Below are 16,395 nucleotides of genomic sequence, written 5' to 3'. Positions count from 1 at the left end.
TATTACAATCCTTTTATTGCTATCCTTCTATTAATTGTATTCATCATTATAATTCATTGGGTGTTTTTTTATGGTTAAGGTTGATTTGTAATTTTCTATTTTATCCTAAGAATGTGCATCAATTCAATAAGCTCAATTTTAAAAACATTCATTAAAACATTCATTAAGATTAGAACTAACAACAAATTTTAAACTATTTCAATCCAATTAATTATATAGAAAATTTCAATCTGATGTTAATATAAAAATGAGATTTGGAGCTGAAAAGATGAAAGTACTTATCGCTGATCAAATAAATGAAAAAGGAATAGATGAGCTTAAAGATGCGGCAGAAGTTGTTGTGGACACTTCAATCACAAAAGAAGATCTTTTAAAGGTTATAAAAGATTTTGATGCCATAGTGATCCGAAGCAGAACCAAGTTAACTGCTGATGTCATAGCTGCTGCTGACAAACTCAAGATCATAGCAAGGGCTGGAGTTGGTGTTGACAACGTTGATGTTCCCGCAGCAACTGAAAGGGGAATAATGGTTGTAAATGCACCAGAATCAACATCAGTAACTGTTGCAGAACACACAATTGGAATCATACTCTCACTTGCAAGGAAAATAGCAATTGCAGACAAATCTGTTAAGGAAGCTAAATGGGAGAAGAAAAAATTCATGGGACTGGAGCTCAACTGCAAAACCCTTGGTGTTATTGGGATGGGAAGGATTGGAAGCCAGGTTGTAACCCGTTTAAAAGCATTTGGAATGGATACACTTGTCTACGACCCATACATAACTGAGGAAGCAGCATCAGAGCTTGGAGTAACAGTTGTTGACCTTGAAACCCTTCTTAAAAACTCAGATGTTATGACCATACACGTACCATTAACCCCTGAAACCAAACACCTCCTTGCAAAGCCACAGTTCGAGATAATGAAGGAAAATGCATTCATAGTTAACTGTGCAAGGGGAGGAATTATAAACGAAGAAGACCTTTACGAAGCATTAAAAACAGGCCAGATAAGGGGTGCAGGTCTCGATGTATTTGAAACTGAACCTCCAAAAAACAATCCCCTCTGCGAACTTGACAACGTTGTCCTGACACCACACATAGCTGCTTCAACAGCAGAAGCACAGAGAGATGCAGCAATAATCGTTGCAAATGAGGTTAAAAAGGTTCTAAAAGGTGAATCGCCCAAAAACGTTCTTAACATGCCGGTACTTGACCCTGAAACCTTTCAAGTCATAAAACCATACTTCAAACTCACAGAGAAACTTGGAAAATTCATTATACAAACAGCCAAAGGCAACATCAATGAGATTAACATCACTTACTGCGGAGAACTTGCAGAATTCCAGAAAAAAGGTGTTCTCACCAGGATGATAATCAAGGAAGTTTTGAACCCCATACTCACAGAACCAGTGAACATGGTGAATGCAGCTGCAATGGCTGAAAACAGGGGCATAATCATAACAGAATCTAAACGATGTGAGGCTAAGGGCTACAAAAACCTTATAAAAATTGATGTTAAATCCGATGACACAGAGATGAGTATCGAAGGAATCTTCGTTGGTGAACCAAAGATCGTCATGATAAACGGCTACAAGGTGGATGTTGAAACCGAGGGGACCATGTTAATCGTCAGATACAGGGACATACCTGGAATAATTGGTTCAATAGGCACAAAACTGGGGGAACACGGCATAAACATAGCTAAAATGCAGGTGGGTCGTAAAGAACTTGGTGGTGAAGCTGTCATGGTTCTGCGTGTTGACCAGAGTGTTCCATCCAACGTGATCGAAGAACTTAAAAAGCTTGAAAATGTTTACGACGCTGTTGCAGTGGATTTGTAATACTTTGAAGCTTAAATTCATGAGATTTAATTATAAATATTGAGTTTTTGCCTTAATATTAAATATAATTAAATATCAACTTTTTATTTATCTTTTAAAGGATAATATGGCTTTATTTATACCTTCAAGGCCTGATTTTTTTTAAATCTCTTTTTTACTAATTTTTATATTTTTATAGGTTTACAATTAAAAAAAAGTTTAATTATTTTATAATTTAACACGTGTCCCAGTTATAAAAAACCATTTTTTTATTCAAAGATTTTAAACTTTTAAATAGTTTCACTCCCTTCAGACAATTTCAAATTCTGCAGGCTCGCCAAAGGTATCGTAAGCCCTGATACTGTCAACATCATATGGTTGGGCTATTATAATATGGAATGAGCCCTGTTTTGAGAAGAACTGGAGGTCTGCAGTTGATGGGCTTGCATCGTATCCAGGATGGCTGTGCACAGAGCCAACTGCATCTGTTAACATGGGCATCATGAATATCTCCATTACAGCGCCGCTTTCAGAGGCAGCTCCCGGGAGAAATATCAGTCCTTCTATCTTTAAAATATTATCCTCAACTTTTCCCTGGAGCATTGCACTGAATTCATTTGGATAAGCTTCCTTTGCAATGTTCATGATTTCTTCAATGAGCTCACTGTCGATCTGCACATATTCGATTTTTTTCCTTCCAAATCCCAACATTTCAATTCACCAGTTTTATATGATTCAAATCCAACTTCACATGATCTAAATAATATTAAAGGATTTCAGTATTTTTTAAAAATGTTTCATCAAATAGGGGCAGATTCCAGTCCTCTAAGAGTTTTAAACGTTCAGATACAACATTTTTCCGGGATATGGGATTGTAACCTTCAACCTGAACCCTCTTCTTGTACATTCCAATTCCCCGCCTCTGCCATGCAGGAACTTCCACTATGTTGATCCCCCTTTCAAATATCAGTTCATGTAAGTCCCGGCTTTTTTTCATCTGCAGTAGTTCAACAGCTTCCTCTTTGCTGTGATCCTCCCTGAGCATCCAGTAGGCGTATCCGTTGATACAGTTTCTCCAGGCTTCGTCCTGCCTGTTTTTGAAGTAATCAACAACCATGTCCCTGGATACTGGTATGATGCGACAGTCGAAGGATATGGGTTTGGATCCATCCATGTACTTCCTGAAGGTAGGCACCTTCATGAGGGATACTGTGAATGCACTGGATATGAAACCTGAAAAAACAGAGTCCAGCTTCTCAACACGCCCCCCAAATGGAACGTCTGAGAGCAGTACGTTTATCTCATCTGAGAAGGTGTAAACCAAGGATGGGGCAAACTCCTCTGAGAACATCCTGCAGCTTTCAACCATTGCCCTGGCAAAATCTATATCGTAGGGTTTTTTAAATCCAATTCTCCGGGAGAGCTTTGAAAAACCCCGTCCATCCATTCTCAAAAGGATCTTGGACCCGCAGGGAATCTTCAGATTGGAGAAAATTTCACATTCCTTCATGTTGATTCAACTCTTAGTTTCACAGATACTATCATTTTTACATACCATAGTTCTAAAAAAGTTCAGTGATTTTATTTCAGCTGTTTTTTTAACTCATTCAAACTTGTGATTATATAAAAGTTGTAGTAACCCTCTAATTAAATTTGCATCCATTAAAAATTAAATGAAAAAATTATCCATAATTTTCTGCAAGATCTGAAATTAAAAGAAAAATAGGTATCATAAAATAATCAGATTAAGATTAACGCAGAAGTATATTAATGGGAATCTCTAAAATCAGGTGCCCACACGTATGTTTTCATTCAAACTTTTAAGAAGTTTGATTGCAGAGTAGGCTGCAAGAACACTTGTTTTAGGGTTCATTGAGCATCGCATATTTTTTGTTATTGTTGTGAACTCTCCGAAGTCTCCAACCACATGAACTTCATGCATGTTCCTGTTAACTGAGGGGTCTGCTATGATTTTAACATCCACTTCCCTTCCACAGGCCAGGCTTAAAGATGCAGCCACGTTTATGTTCATTGGAAACTTTTGAACAGCCTCTCCAGCTTTTCCCTCGTAGAGAACCTGTTCCTCATCTGTTACAATTCCAAGGGATTTTGGAGGTTTACGCGTTACAAGTGAGGCACTCTGTATCTTACCTATTGAAGCTGCTTTGATACCATCAAGTCCTACAATGGCTCCAGATGGTGCGTATATCTTTGCATTATTCTCTGATGCAGTTTTCTCAAGCCTTTTCCGAAGCTCGTTGTTTAAAAGGGCACCAACACTCATGATGATGACGTCAACCCCAGCTTCAAGTACCTGGGGAACCACTTCTCCAACTGCCTGTGGGGCTGCAGCCTCTATAACAAGGTCGACATTGTCCAGCATGTCCTCCAGTTTAAGGGCAACAGTTCCATCAACCTGTGATGCCAGGTTTTCAGCCCGTTCCAGGTCTCTGTCATAAAAAAATTTCAGGTCAACGCCAAGCTTTCCTTCAACTGCAAAATTAGTGATTATGTTAGCTATGGCGCCGCAGCCAAGTATCCCAACCCTCATGAAACTCTTCCTTATGGTTCCTCTTGAGTTATGGCTGTTGGTGTTTCACGTACTTCAGGACTGATTAGGAGAATGTCACCAACTGCCTGAACCCTATCGTATGATATATCTATTGTTCCTTCTTCCTTGAGAGGTCGGATTTCATCGTCTTCTGGGACTATGCGTATGCTGGTTTTTATAACGTCTTTAAGACCAACATTCTTTTTGTCAGCTTTCATGGCCACGGCTTTTAAGGTTGAAACCCTGCCTTTTTTTATGTTCAGGATAACATCCTGGATTCTTCCGACGTAATTTCCACGTGTTGTGTACACATCCAAATTGTACAGGCTTGATAACTCCACCATTATTTAACACCTACCCTTTGCTTTGGTCTTCCATTAAAGAAGGTCTTTCTTCAAAGTTAATCCAAATTCAATCAATATATCTATTGAATAATAATTTAAAACATCTGTATACTTAAACTTTACTATCGAGGGGTTAAGAATACCTATTTTTGAATGAAAACATGGAAAAAAACATGGAAAAACTAAAAAGAATCTGAGGTATAATGTGATGGGGGTTGTAACGTTGTGAATCTCCCAAATAAAAGCAGGGTGCAGGATCCTGGATCATAAATGTCTGAAGTATATGCAGTGCACAGGATTTCCAGGGCCCTTGGGATGCCTGCAGGATAAACTTACCCTTTTAAGCTCTGGAACAACAATTTTCTGCTTGAATTTGCATTTGTAACATCTGGGGCTGCAGGATACAACCTCAAATTCTTCTCCATCAACAATTTCCAGGTTTTTCATTCATACGCCCTATACAAGTGAATAGTGAGTTGATAATCTAACTTTAGAATCCAGCCTTTAAATATCTTAATAGATTCAATTCATTATTCATGATCTATTAGTTCTGTTTGTTACTTAAAACACGGAAAACCATTGAACCCGGAGATACTCCAACTGAAAAATCAACTTAACATTTTTTTCATGATTTTAGGGGCTCTTGGATTTTAATTATAAATTGATGCTTGGGATGATCTTCATGGAATAAGTTGAAAATTTAGGTCCACACCTTCCAAATTCATGGACAATTTTAAATCCTTTGAGAAACTACTATTAATTTTAAAATTCAATTTTTTAAAATTCCATTTTAAAAGTACAATCCATTTAAAAGTACAATCCCTTATAAAATACAATTATTAACTGAAACTCTTTTAAAAGGAATAAAATTGTAGAATAATGTTTAATTTACCTTAAAATTAATGATTTGATTGGAAATGATTTTAATCTTGATTTTAATTCTATAAGAAGATAGATAAAACAAAATAAGATAATAAAATAAAAAATAAGATACAAAAAAAACTTAATGATGGTTTAATGAATAAATTATAATGAAAGAAATTCATTGATGGTGATTGAATGTGGGATACAAGTAAAGATTACAGACTTCGAGTTGCGGAAAAAGCAGTAGATTTATTCATAAGAACAGCTGGAGGGGCAAATTTAAAGGGTATATGGAATAAGAGGAAATCCATGAATACTGCAAGGGAGATGATCCCTGAAATACAGACTCTTTACTATTCTTACATGGAACCTGAAGATATGGCCAAATCTTCACAGATAAAAGATTTGAAGGAGAAAGTAAGCGAAATAACCCAAGCCCTGGGTGGTGAAGGATGGCAAACAGAGTTTTTAAAGCTAGTGCACAAAGAAGAGAAGGAAAAGCTTGGAGAAGCCATATCAAAGATTAAATTCTGCTTAAACACAATTTCAAGTATAGACAAACGACTTTTACTCGGGGCGGTAGATGACCCTATCGTGGGAATTGACATAAGGAAAGGTGAAGTTGTAAGTATTGGAAAACATCCTAATGCAGATAACCTCCTTGTTTGCAATGTAAATATTGGAGATCGGGCTGCAACAGTTGTAACCAATGATATGACCGTTAAAGAGGGTAACAATGTAGGGGTTTCACTTTTGCCTCCAACAAACTTTATGGGAGTCACAAGCGAGGGAATGTTCCTTGGCATGGGCGGATCCGTCCTTAAGGATGTTGAAGGTGAAATCGGCCAGCTTCCACATGGATTTCCATTGGATGCCCTTAATACAACCAGAAGTCTTGTTGAAGAATTTTTAAAGTGAGAACCTTCTAAAGTACATCCCAAACCTTTTTTTAAATTTTAAAACATTTTTTTAACAATTCCATGCTTTTTTAAGTGCTTATTTTTTAACAGGGTTTTAATAGGCCTTTCCTTAATATGAATAAAATTTTAGTAGTAAAATTTTAATAGAAAAGGGATTTTTTAGGATAAAATAGCTAACCAAACATCAAGATCAACACCCTTAAAATCACTAAAAAAAGATAAATTAATAAAAACTATCATTTATATCCTAAAATACATTCATATCTTAAAATAAATTTTTGTAACATAAGATTTTTCTAACAAATTTAACAAGTTTCTGTGTAAAAAATTATAAAAAATGGTGGAAAAAACATGGTTGGAATAGATTTTTACGGTGGAGTTGATGAGATCGGTGGTAACAAGATTTTGATCCACGAAGCTCAAACATCCATCCTCCTGGACTTTGGAATGAGCTTCAACCAGGCAGGGTTGTACTTTTCAGAGTTTTTACAGCCCAGAAAAGCCAACGGAATTAATGATTTCATGGAACTGGGACTTCTACCTGAAATAAAGGGAATATACAGGGAGGATTATCTTAAGCACTGTGGAATGGAATGTTCAGAGGAACCTGCAGTTGACGGACTTCTCCTGAGCCATGCCCATATGGATCACTCTGCCTACATACACCACCTCCGGGAGGATATTCCCCTTTACATGAGCGAGGAATCCCATTTGATACTGAAGGTTTTAGAGGAAACAAGCACAGTTTCATTTGCAGACATACTCCAAGTGAAGAAGGACTTCCACTTCGTTCCCAAGAAAAATGGTGAAGGTTACAAGAAGCTCGGGGGGAAGGATGCATCCCTTGAAAGGGAGATAAAAACGTTTGAACCCTACAAAACCTTTGAAATAGGTGATTTCAGGATCAGAAGTGCACCAGTTGACCATTCACTTCCAGGTGCAGCAGCTTACATACTTGAATCAGACGAAGAAGTGACAGTTTACAGTGGAGACCTCAGATTTCACGGCAGACATCCAGAAATTACTCAAAAGTTTGTTAAAGAAGCTAAAAAATCAAATCCAAATGTCATGCTATGCGAGGGAACCCGAATGGCTGAGGAGAGAACTGAAACAGAGAAGGACATAGAACACAAGGCCAAAGAGTTAATAAGGGACTTTAAAGGCCCTGTAATTGTTAACTTCCCTGTACGGGACCTTGACAGGCTTTTAACATTTCACAACGTTGCTAAAGCTGCAGGCAGGATCCTTGTTGTGAACCTGAAGCAGGCCTACATGCTCAACCTATTCAAAGGTAGAGGATATCCTGAAATAGAAGATGTGGCAGTTTACGTACCCCGCAGGGCCTGGGGATTGTTGGGTGAGGATTCTTTTGCATGCTTCAATGGTCAGTGGATCCAATCCTCAGAGATAGAACCTTCTTACGTGAACTCCCAGTACAAGAAATGGGAAAGAGATTTTCTGGACTGGGAGAACACCGTGAACTACATGGACATCAGGGGTGAACCAGAGAAATACCTCTTCAGATGTGATTACTTCGAACTCAAGGAGTTAATTGACATAAAACCGGAAAATGGGCTTTACATAAAATCCATGACAGAACCCTTTGATGATGAGATGATGTTCAGTGAAAGAAGGGTTAAAAACTGGCTGCAGCACTTCAACCTCTGTCCAATGCACAAGATGCATGTTTCAGGCCATGCCTCAGGTCCAGAGCTCCTTGATATGATCAGGGAAATAGAGCCAGAAACCCTGTATCCCATTCACACCGAGCACAAAGAGATGTTCAAGGTGCTTGAAAATGATGGAATAAAGGTTGTTTATCCTGAAAGAGCAGGTTAGATTATATTATCTTCACTTATTTTATTGCCTATTTTTTTTATAAAATAAATATAAAATAAATTATCTGTTGATATTATCCCTATTTGATCCCCTCTGCATTTTGATTAAAAAAATCCAATCAATTTCAATAAGTGTTGAAGAAAAGATTTTGGTGTTTAAAAATTCATAAGTTCAACCAAACACCACGAGCTTGGTACGGGTCATATCTTCAACAGCATATTTAACTCCTTCTTTCCCCATTCCACTCATTTTAAAGCCTCCAAATGGCATGTTATCAGTTCTGAAGGTTGGTTGCTTGTTTATCATAACTCCTCCAGCTTCTATGGTTCTCGCAGCTTTAAGTGCGCTTTCCATGCTGTTTGTGAAAACGCCTGCTTGAAGTCCGTAAGGTGTGTTATTGGCAATAGTGAAGGCTTCATCAACGGTTTCTGCCCTGATTATGGGCGCTACAGGTCCGAAGGTTTCCTGGCACACCAGTCTCATATCAGGATCAACGAGGTCCAGCACTGTGGGGGTGTAGAATGCACCCTCCCTTCTGCCACCGTGGAGAAGTTGAGCCCCATTTTTCACAGCCTCTTCAACTGTCCTTTCAACCTTTCGGGCTGCTTCCTCGTTTATCAATGGGCCGATGTCTGTTTCAGAGTCCATGGGATCACCCATCTTAAGTTTCCGGGTTTCGCTGATGAGCAGATCAGTGAATTCATCTGCAATTCCCTTCTGGAGAATTATGCGTTTCACTCCTATGCAGACCTGACCTGCATTGAGGTAGGCTCCTTTGGCTGTAGAAACTGCTGCTTTTTCAAGGTCTGCATCATCTAGAACTATAATGGGGTCGTTTCCACCAAGTTCAAGGGTCAACTTCTTCATACTGACCTTACTTGCTATTGATAATCCTGTTTCAACACTCCCTGTGAAGGATATTTTGTTAACAATGGGGTTTGTTACAAGTTCGTCCCCAACAACACTTCCAGGGCCTGTAACTGCGTTTAAAGCACCATCTGGAAGGTGACTGCCCATGAGCTCTGCAAGTTTTAATGCTGCAAGGGGTGCTTCCTTTGAAGGTTTGAAAACCACACTATTTTTTGCTGCAAGTGCAGGAGCTATTTTATGAACTGCAAGGTTAATAGGATAGTTGAAGGGAGTTATTGCAGCCACAACACCTAGTGGTATTTTCATTGTAAATCCAAGGGCAGTTCTGCCACCTATACCCGCATCCATGGGAACTGTTTCTCCATATATCCTTTTAGATTCTTCAGCTGCCAGCTGTAATGTTTGAGCTGAACGTTTCATTTCATCCCGGGAATCCTTTAGGGGTTTACCCGTTTCAAGGGTTATGATCCTGGAAAACTCCTCCTGGGACTCCAGAACAACTTCGTATATGTCGTAGAGTATCCTCGAGATCTTACGGGCTGACATATCTCCAAGAATTTTTTTTGCTCTCGCTGCAGATTCCAGAGCATTTCTAACATCTTCTTTTGTAGCTTCAGGAACGGTGTCTATTGTTTTATTATTAAAAGGATTTTTAACGTCTATCTTTTCATCTTTATCCATTAAATTTCCGTTTATAAACATTTTCATGCTCTTTAACTCCTATAAACTAAGGATATAAAATTAGAAGATAAATAAAGGTTCACACACTCCCAGTAAAAAGAACTGCCCTTAAACTCCCAAATTATTCTGGTTATCTTTCATTGGGTGGGCTGAAGATTAGGCTTCCACTTCATTGTCAATAAAAACATTGTACAATACAAAAAAAAATTTAGAAGTCGTTTTTTAACGCCTGTATCTTATTTGTAACAGCTTTCACATCGGTGTTGTTGATGTCATCTCCAAGTCCTATGAGGTAGTTCTTGTAGAAAACTGCAGCAGCAATTGCTATAACAATCATTCCACCAACAACGAGAATGAGTTCTGCTGAACCCTGCCCATTTTCATCTTTTCTCATATTCATTTCCAACACCCTCATTAATCTCTGCCGCATAATAATATTACATTGCAAATAAAGACATGGCTACGGTTCCTGATAGGTAAAATATTCCATATGAAACAGGTACCACGCCCAACGCAAATTTAACTCCCTTCTTGGCATTTCCATACAAAACGATTCCCATTAACAGGCTGGCTATTATTGAGTGTATAATGATGTATCCAGTTGCAGCTGTATAAGCAGCATCTGCCAGGGCATTTGCTTTACCCAGTGATGCAATAAATGAGGAGTAGGTCATTATCATTCCAAGTGCGAATGGGGCGGCTATTACTGCGGCTATTAAAAGGAACATCACTGACATCATAACGTTGGCTTTTCGTTCACGTTTCAATGCAAGTACAGCCCTTAAATCCTCTGCAACAGTTTCAATAACATCAGAAAGGCTTCCTCCAACCCTTTTTCCCTCAAGTATCATTCTGAATGTTCTGTCAAGATTTTTGGATTTTAAGCGTGCCCCCATTGAAAGAAGTGCTTCTTCGAAGCTGCTGCCTATCTTTATTTCAATGACAGCCCTTCTCAGTTCTTCTGTTAATGGTCCGCTTCCCTGTTTTGAGATATCCTCCATTGCAGTTTCAATACCAACACCTGCCCTTAGAAGTGATGCAATTTGCCTCAGAAAGTCTGGTGTGGTTTGTTCTATTGCATCGACTCTTCGCTCCATTGCAAAGAACAGCCATGCCAAAATTATGGCAAAAGGGGCTATGAAACCTAGTAAAGCACCTAGTACTGGATTCATTCCAAGTACCATGAATAAAACAAGTGCAAGTGCTGCTAAACCAACACCAAAAACAAGCATGAGAGTTATAATATCGGATGCCTTAACATAAATGCCTGCCCTTATGAGATTTTCCTGTACTAAAACCAAGTATTTATCAGGCACCAGATCATCTATACCTTGGGATAATGGTGACAATGCAGTGGGTATAATTGCCATTTTTTCACCTTTTTAATAATATTCAATTATTTTAGTATATCAACACTTCCATATATTAATATATCTACTCCATGAATTCTCTGATCCACTTCAACCATCCTTGTTATGCATTCTTAAAAATTTGTATGGTTTAAATTCATGGATTAATCAACCTTTAAAAAAAGTTTAGAAGGTTAATTCATGACTTAATTTGTTCAGAACTTTACCCCTATTTGTCACATGGACCATGTCCTCAACACGAACTCCAAATTTTCCTTCAAGATAAATTCCAGGTTCAACTGTTACAATCATGCCCTTTTCAAGTGTTGTGTCATCTTTTTGAGATAATGATGGCATTTCATGAATTTCAAGTCCCACACCATGGCCTGTTGAGTGGATGTAGGCATCCCCGTAACCATACTCTTCTATAACATCTCTTGCAGCTTTATCAACATCTGAAGTTTTCACACCGGGTTTTATTGCAGAAACGGCCTTTTTGTTTGCTTCAAGTACTATACGAAATATTTCTTCCTGTTTTTCTGTTTCTATAATGGTACGTGTGGTGTCAGATGCGTAACCATTGTAAACCGCCCCCCAGTCAACAACAACGGGGCTTTCAATTTCTTTTGTTGTTAGCGAGGCATGTGGAAGGCTGGATCTTTTACCGGATGCAACTATGGTCTCGAAGGAAGGTTTATTTGATCCCCTGACCATCATGTTGTACTCTAACTTTGCAGCAACTTCATTTTCAGTTCCTGAAAATTCCACGTCTTCAAAGGACTTTTCAGCAATTTCAAGTGCTTTTTTAACATTCTGAATTTCATCCAGGGATTTAACCATTCTTGATACTTCTATTAAATCCGTTATATCTGCTTTGAAATTGTTTGATAACTTTCTGTAGGTTTTAACAGTCATTGAACTTTCTATTCCAACTTTTCCCTTTAAAAGTTCTTTTATATCCTTTAAAGATTTCAGTTCTTCAACTGGAACTGTGGAAATATGGGATGCAGCTTCAATATCTAATTTAGAGGTAAAAAGTACGGGTTCATCTTTCAATAGAAGTAAAGAAAAGCTTGAGGGATTAAAACCTGTTATGTAATGTATGTTTTCAGGTTTTAAAGCTATCAATGAATCCATATTTTTTTCCTGCATCTTGCCGAGTATTCCTGATAGTTTTTTGCTCAATATTAATCTCCATTTAGCATGTTTTTAAATTAATTAAGTTGATATCCCACTGGGTTTTAATTTTTTCCTAATTTTTGGCATGTTCATCAGTGGCCTTAGAGATTTTTTGAGAGTTCTGCCCTGATTTTTACCATAACCTCCTTTGAAACCTTTTTTTCTATGGGCTGAGGTATGTAACCAAAGTCAGGATCTTCAAATGAAACCCCTGCAAATTCAATTTTTCCCCTGTAACGAGGTATGAAATGCCAGTGAACTGCAGGATCAGGTTTTTCACTCCTGAAGGTTGCATTTTTAAAGCAGCTCCAGTTGTAAAGTGTTGGATTAAAGGCTTCATCCAAGGAATGTTCCAGTTTCCGGACTGTATCTGCGAAGTCTGTCCATTCACAGCTTTCAAGTTCAGATAAGTTTTTGCAGTTTCGTTTTAAAGCCACGACACATGTTCCAAGGTACCGCTGGCTTGGAGCGAGAAATATCATCCAGCAGTCTGTTTCATAGATTAATTCACCGTACCCTCCATTTAACTGGCAATATTCGCATTTACTTGTCATTAAACTCCCTCTTTATCTATTTTATTAAGAGCTGTGCATTTAATCTTGGTTCTACATTTTATGCATTCAAGATTTTAAAACTTATCTTTCCTTATTTTATGTAGAATTCATAGATCATATGCAAAAAATTCTCTAGATCAATCCCATGGTCCTATTTATATTTGTGATTTTGATTATCATAATTAAATAAATTTAATCTGAAAAAAATTTTATACTGGCATGTTAATAACCTATAACCAGACATCAGTTTCATGAAACTTCATTTGACTGGTGAAAAAAAGGATGGATTCAATGGGGGGGTTTAGGGCGGTATGGTAACTGGATTTGAACTTCGAAAATTCCTTGCACCAGAATTTATTTTTGGTAATGGGGCCAGATTACTGGCAGGACGTTATGCAAGAAATTTCAGTGCCAGAAGGGTTTTCATTGTCACGGATCCCGGTGTTATGGCCTCAGGATGGTTGGATGATGTTACACATGCCCTGAAGGATGGAGGACTTCAGTACAGGGTTTATTCCAATGTAAATCCCAATCCCAGGGTTGAAGATGTTATGGAAGGGGCTGGAATATACCAAGAGGAAGAATGTGATGTGATCATTGCAGTTGGTGGGGGAAGTCCAATGGACTGTGCAAAGGGTATAGGAATTGTAAGCTCCAACAAAAAGCACATAACTGAATTTGAAGGTGTTGATAAGGTTGGATTACCTGCACCTCCCCTCATCTGCATCCCAACAACGGCAGGCAGTTCAGCTGATGTTTCCCAGTTCTCAATAATATCTGATCCGATAAGGTGCATTAAAATGGGTATAATAAGTAAAACACTTGTTCCTGATGTTGCGTTAATTGATCCCGTTGTCACAACAACCATGCCAAGGGATATGACAGTTTACACAGCTTTTGATACTTTGAGTCATGCATTGGAATCATACGTATCCAATGCAAGTTCTGCTGTGACTGATCTCCATGCTCTCGAAGCTGTTCGCCTTGTAACATCCAACATCATTCCTGTAATTGCAGATCCTGAAGATATCAATTTAAGGGGAAATCTCATGCTGGCAAGCCTTCATGCTGGTATGGCTTTTTCAAATGCAAGTTTAGGACTTGCACATGCAATGGCCCATAGTTTAGGGGGTTTAATGGATCTTTCCCATGGAGAATGCAATGCGATCCTAATGGAACACGTTGTGGAATTCAACTTTCAGGAAGAACCAGAAAGGTACGCAGAAATCGCCAGGGCAATGGGACTTGAGATGAATGGCCAAGAAGTAAAATCAGAGTTGATAAAAGGAATAAAAATCCTTAAAAAAGGGGTAGGTATTAATAAAACCCTTAAAGATTGTGGTGTTTCCGAAAATGACCTGGATGGGCTTGCAGACGTAGCCATGTTGGACCCATGTATTGTTACAAACCCTAGAAGGCCAGATAAGGAAGAAATTATGGAGATCTTTAAAAATGCCCTTTAATGATGCTGAATGGAGATCTTTGCGTGAGAAGATCATAGGCCTTGGAGAATCGTCCATAAGAAAGAGTTACTATCCTGAACTTCAAAAAAGACTTGATGAGCTTGAAAGGTTCAGATCATTATTGGATGAGACTAACGATGCTATTTTTCTCCTTGAAATTCCCTCAGGACGTTTTGCAGATCTCAACAAGGCTGTTTCCAAACATCTTGGATACTCAGCAAAACAGCTTCTGAATATGTCGATGGAAGATCTGGTTGTTTCAACTGACAAAAATCGTCTTAAACAATTGTTTAAGGATATGGTTGAAGGTGGTACATCTAAGGGCAGGCAAAACATAGTTACACATCTTAAAAATGTTTCGGGCAGGGAAATACCCTTTGAAATAAGTGTTACAGTTGTTAACTTTAGTGATGCTCTTTATATGGTCATGGTTGCCCGTGACATAACCGAACGTAAGGAATCTGAGGATCAGATAAGGGCATCCCTTGATGAAAAGAATGTTCTGCTTCAGGAAATTCATCATCGTGTTAAAAACAACATGCAAATAATTTCAAGCCTTCTAAGCCTTCAATCAAGATATGTGACCGATGAAGATGCCCTGGAAGTGTTTAAGGAAAGTCAGAACCGTGTGAAATCCATGGCAATGATACATGAAAAGCTTTACATGTCCAGAAATTTCACCAAGATAAATTTTGGTGAGTACATCAAGAACCTGACAACCTACCTATTCCAGTCCTACGTTGTGGATTCAGAGAGTGTAAAACTGGTTGTGGATGTGGAGGACGTCACATTTGGAATAGACACAGCAATACCTTGCGGACTCATAATCAACGAAATAGTGACTAACTCAATCAAGTACGCCTTTCCAGAGGATAGGGTTGGGGAAATAACCATTAAACTCTGGGCTGAAGATAAAACTATCCTTCTTGAAATTTCAGATGATGGTGTTGGAGTTCCAGATGATTTCAGCATTGTTGGAACTAAAACATTGGGATTACAACTTGTAGCCACCCTTGTAAAACAGCTTGAAGGTACAATAGAACTCATGCCTCAGGAAGGAACTAAATTCCGGATATCTTTTGAGGAACTAAGGTACAAAAGAAGGATATAAAAGTTTTTTTTTATAATATTTTTTTTTGGGTCATGATCTTTTTTTAAGATAAATCATTAGGGAAATCATTATAAATGATGAGCTACGTTTCCTATAAGTATGATAAAATTCACAGCCCATGAAGTCAGGGACATACTCATTTCAATGACTGTTATTGCAGCAATATTTGCATACATCTTCAGTATTGGAAGTAGTAACGTTATTGAAAATGTTATATATCTTATTCCTGCAACTTTCATTGCAGCGGGGCTTGGATTCGTGCTCCATGAGCTTGCACATAAATTCGTTGCAATCAGATATGGATTTCGTGCCGAGTTCAGGATGTGGGTTCAGGGACTCATACTGGCGATCGTAATGGCTGCATTCGGATTTGTTTTCGCAGCCCCTGGAGCTGTTTACATTCAGGGCGAGTACATCTCAAGGGAGGAAAACGGTAAAATATCCATTGCAGGTCCACTTACAAACATGGTTCTTGCAGTCTTTTTCCTGGCACTCATGCCCCTGGTTTCAACATCACCAGCGGATCTCTTAAGTTACGAGATATCCAACATCATCCTTCTGGGATTTGCAATAAACAGTTTCCTGGCATTCTTCAACCTCATACCCGTAGCTATACTGGACGGTGCTAAGGTTCTAAAATGGAATCCTGTTATATGGGGAATAGTAACAGTTTTTGCCTTAATTTTGACGGTTAAAGCATTTTTAACCATGAGGATCATTGGAATGTGAGGGTGTTTCAAATCTTCACTCATTTTAAACCATGAACTTCTTTTTAAATCAGAAGTAACCATATCAGGTGCACTGATTAGGTCCATAACCTTTTATTTTGACCTGAATTTATATCTTAGAAA

Annotated in this window: 16 protein-coding genes; 6 read left to right on the top strand and 10 right to left on the bottom strand. The window is 38.3% G+C overall.

The window, feature by feature from the left end:
- Positions 1 to 268 precede the first annotated feature (268 nt).
- Positions 269 to 1,840, top strand: a complete 1,572-nt coding sequence (gene serA, locus J2756_RS06965) for a phosphoglycerate dehydrogenase (protein ID WP_209584029.1) — start codon at positions 269 to 271, stop codon at positions 1,838 to 1,840.
- Positions 1,841 to 2,128: 288 nt separating this feature from the next.
- Here serA and J2756_RS06960 read toward each other — a convergent pair whose 3' ends face one another.
- The 5 genes from J2756_RS06960 to J2756_RS06940 form a co-directional block, all read right to left on the bottom strand.
- The gene (locus J2756_RS06960) at positions 2,129 to 2,530 is read right to left on the bottom strand and encodes a Mov34/MPN/PAD-1 family protein (RefSeq protein WP_209584027.1); all 402 of its coding nucleotides are present in this window, start codon (positions 2,528 to 2,530) and stop codon (positions 2,129 to 2,131) included.
- Positions 2,531 to 2,585: 55 nt separating this feature from the next.
- A complete protein-coding gene (locus tag J2756_RS06955) occupies positions 2,586 to 3,329 on the bottom strand; it encodes a tRNA(His) guanylyltransferase Thg1 family protein (protein WP_209584025.1) in 744 nt (247 codons plus the stop codon).
- 276 nt (positions 3,330 to 3,605) lie between these two features.
- Positions 3,606 to 4,370: an aspartate dehydrogenase gene (locus J2756_RS06950; RefSeq protein ID WP_209584023.1), complete on the bottom strand. Its 765-nt coding sequence runs from the start codon at positions 4,368 to 4,370 to the stop codon at positions 3,606 to 3,608.
- A gap of 11 nt (positions 4,371 to 4,381) precedes the next feature.
- Positions 4,382 to 4,714, bottom strand: coding sequence for a PRC-barrel domain-containing protein (locus J2756_RS06945; RefSeq protein WP_209584020.1), 333 nt, complete (start codon positions 4,712 to 4,714; stop codon positions 4,382 to 4,384).
- 264 nt (positions 4,715 to 4,978) lie between these two features.
- On the bottom strand, positions 4,979 to 5,161 hold the full coding sequence (locus J2756_RS06940) for a hypothetical protein (RefSeq protein ID WP_209584018.1): 183 nt from the start codon (positions 5,159 to 5,161) through the stop codon (positions 4,979 to 4,981).
- A 612-nt stretch (positions 5,162 to 5,773) separates the two neighbouring features.
- Here J2756_RS06940 and J2756_RS06935 point away from each other — a divergent pair.
- Together J2756_RS06935 and J2756_RS06930 are read left to right on the top strand one after the other, a co-directional pair.
- Positions 5,774 to 6,496: a tRNA-binding protein gene (locus J2756_RS06935; protein WP_209584016.1), complete on the top strand. Its 723-nt coding sequence runs from the start codon at positions 5,774 to 5,776 to the stop codon at positions 6,494 to 6,496.
- A gap of 353 nt (positions 6,497 to 6,849) precedes the next feature.
- A complete protein-coding gene (locus J2756_RS06930) occupies positions 6,850 to 8,337 on the top strand; it encodes an MBL fold metallo-hydrolase (RefSeq protein ID WP_209584014.1) in 1,488 nt (495 codons plus the stop codon).
- A gap of 171 nt (positions 8,338 to 8,508) precedes the next feature.
- Here J2756_RS06930 and J2756_RS06925 read toward each other — a convergent pair whose 3' ends face one another.
- The 5 genes from J2756_RS06925 to J2756_RS06905 all read right to left on the bottom strand — a co-directional run bounded on the left by J2756_RS06925 (position 8,509) and on the right by J2756_RS06905 (position 12,970).
- On the bottom strand, positions 8,509 to 9,915 hold the full coding sequence (locus J2756_RS06925; RefSeq protein ID WP_209584011.1) for a lactaldehyde dehydrogenase: 1,407 nt from the start codon (positions 9,913 to 9,915) through the stop codon (positions 8,509 to 8,511).
- Positions 9,916 to 10,096: 181 nt separating this feature from the next.
- Entirely contained in the window at positions 10,097 to 10,288 is a 192-nt protein-coding gene (locus J2756_RS06920) for a class III signal peptide-containing protein (protein WP_209584009.1), read from the bottom strand.
- A 37-nt stretch (positions 10,289 to 10,325) separates the two neighbouring features.
- Positions 10,326 to 11,258 (bottom strand): type II secretion system F family protein, encoded by a 933-nt coding sequence (locus J2756_RS06915; RefSeq protein WP_209584007.1) that lies wholly within the window; start codon positions 11,256 to 11,258, stop codon positions 10,326 to 10,328.
- Between the two features lie 165 nt (positions 11,259 to 11,423).
- Complete coding sequence (locus J2756_RS06910; RefSeq protein ID WP_245315975.1) at positions 11,424 to 12,422, bottom strand: M24 family metallopeptidase; 999 nt, start codon at positions 12,420 to 12,422, stop codon at positions 11,424 to 11,426.
- Positions 12,423 to 12,517: 95 nt separating this feature from the next.
- Entirely contained in the window at positions 12,518 to 12,970 is a 453-nt protein-coding gene (locus J2756_RS06905) for an HIT family protein (RefSeq protein ID WP_209584005.1), read from the bottom strand.
- A gap of 311 nt (positions 12,971 to 13,281) precedes the next feature.
- On the opposite strand from J2756_RS06905, the gene ercA reads away from it, so the two are divergent.
- The 3 genes from ercA to J2756_RS06890 all read left to right on the top strand — a co-directional run bounded on the left by ercA (position 13,282) and on the right by J2756_RS06890 (position 16,273).
- Positions 13,282 to 14,433: an alcohol dehydrogenase-like regulatory protein ErcA gene (ercA, locus tag J2756_RS06900; protein WP_209584003.1), complete on the top strand. Its 1,152-nt coding sequence runs from the start codon at positions 13,282 to 13,284 to the stop codon at positions 14,431 to 14,433.
- Positions 14,423 to 15,544 carry a sensor histidine kinase gene (locus tag J2756_RS06895; protein WP_209584000.1) on the top strand — a complete coding sequence of 374 codons (1,122 nt, stop codon included), beginning with the start codon at positions 14,423 to 14,425 and terminating at the stop codon, positions 15,542 to 15,544. Before ercA ends, J2756_RS06895 begins: the two co-directional genes overlap by 11 nt.
- A 99-nt stretch (positions 15,545 to 15,643) precedes the next feature.
- Positions 15,644 to 16,273 (top strand): site-2 protease family protein, encoded by a 630-nt coding sequence (locus J2756_RS06890; RefSeq protein WP_209583999.1) that lies wholly within the window; start codon positions 15,644 to 15,646, stop codon positions 16,271 to 16,273.
- The last annotated feature ends 122 nt before the right edge of the window (positions 16,274 to 16,395 follow it).

It is taken from the genome of Methanobacterium aggregans (assembly GCF_017874455.1).
In the GTDB taxonomy this organism is placed as follows: domain Archaea; phylum Methanobacteriota; class Methanobacteria; order Methanobacteriales; family Methanobacteriaceae; genus Methanobacterium_C; species Methanobacterium_C aggregans.
The sequence above is the reverse complement of the archived record's forward strand: the minus strand, read 5'-3'. Positions and strand labels throughout refer to the sequence as shown.

Excerpts from the sequence above, each read along its gene's own strand:
- serA (WP_209584029.1), top strand. The coding sequence starts at position 269 with ATGAAAGTACTTATCGCTGATCAAATAAATGAAAAAGGAATAGATGAG.
- J2756_RS06960 (WP_209584027.1), bottom strand. The coding sequence starts at position 2,530 with ATGTTGGGATTTGGAAGGAAAAAAATCGAATATGTGCAGATCGACAGT.
- J2756_RS06955 (WP_209584025.1), bottom strand. The coding sequence starts at position 3,329 with ATGAAGGAATGTGAAATTTTCTCCAATCTGAAGATTCCCTGCGGGTCC.
- J2756_RS06950 (WP_209584023.1), bottom strand. The coding sequence starts at position 4,370 with ATGAGGGTTGGGATACTTGGCTGCGGCGCCATAGCTAACATAATCACT.
- J2756_RS06945 (WP_209584020.1), bottom strand. The coding sequence starts at position 4,714 with ATGGTGGAGTTATCAAGCCTGTACAATTTGGATGTGTACACAACACGT.
- J2756_RS06940 (WP_209584018.1), bottom strand. The coding sequence starts at position 5,161 with ATGAAAAACCTGGAAATTGTTGATGGAGAAGAATTTGAGGTTGTATCC.
- J2756_RS06935 (WP_209584016.1), top strand. The coding sequence starts at position 5,774 with ATGTGGGATACAAGTAAAGATTACAGACTTCGAGTTGCGGAAAAAGCA.
- J2756_RS06930 (WP_209584014.1), top strand. The coding sequence starts at position 6,850 with ATGGTTGGAATAGATTTTTACGGTGGAGTTGATGAGATCGGTGGTAAC.
- J2756_RS06925 (WP_209584011.1), bottom strand. The coding sequence starts at position 9,915 with ATGAAAATGTTTATAAACGGAAATTTAATGGATAAAGATGAAAAGATA.
- J2756_RS06920 (WP_209584009.1), bottom strand. The coding sequence starts at position 10,288 with ATGAATATGAGAAAAGATGAAAATGGGCAGGGTTCAGCAGAACTCATT.
- J2756_RS06915 (WP_209584007.1), bottom strand. The coding sequence starts at position 11,258 with ATGGCAATTATACCCACTGCATTGTCACCATTATCCCAAGGTATAGAT.
- J2756_RS06905 (WP_209584005.1), bottom strand. The coding sequence starts at position 12,970 with ATGACAAGTAAATGCGAATATTGCCAGTTAAATGGAGGGTACGGTGAA.
- ercA (WP_209584003.1), top strand. The coding sequence starts at position 13,282 with ATGGTAACTGGATTTGAACTTCGAAAATTCCTTGCACCAGAATTTATT.
- J2756_RS06895 (WP_209584000.1), top strand. The coding sequence starts at position 14,423 with ATGCCCTTTAATGATGCTGAATGGAGATCTTTGCGTGAGAAGATCATA.
- J2756_RS06890 (WP_209583999.1), top strand. The coding sequence starts at position 15,644 with ATGATAAAATTCACAGCCCATGAAGTCAGGGACATACTCATTTCAATG.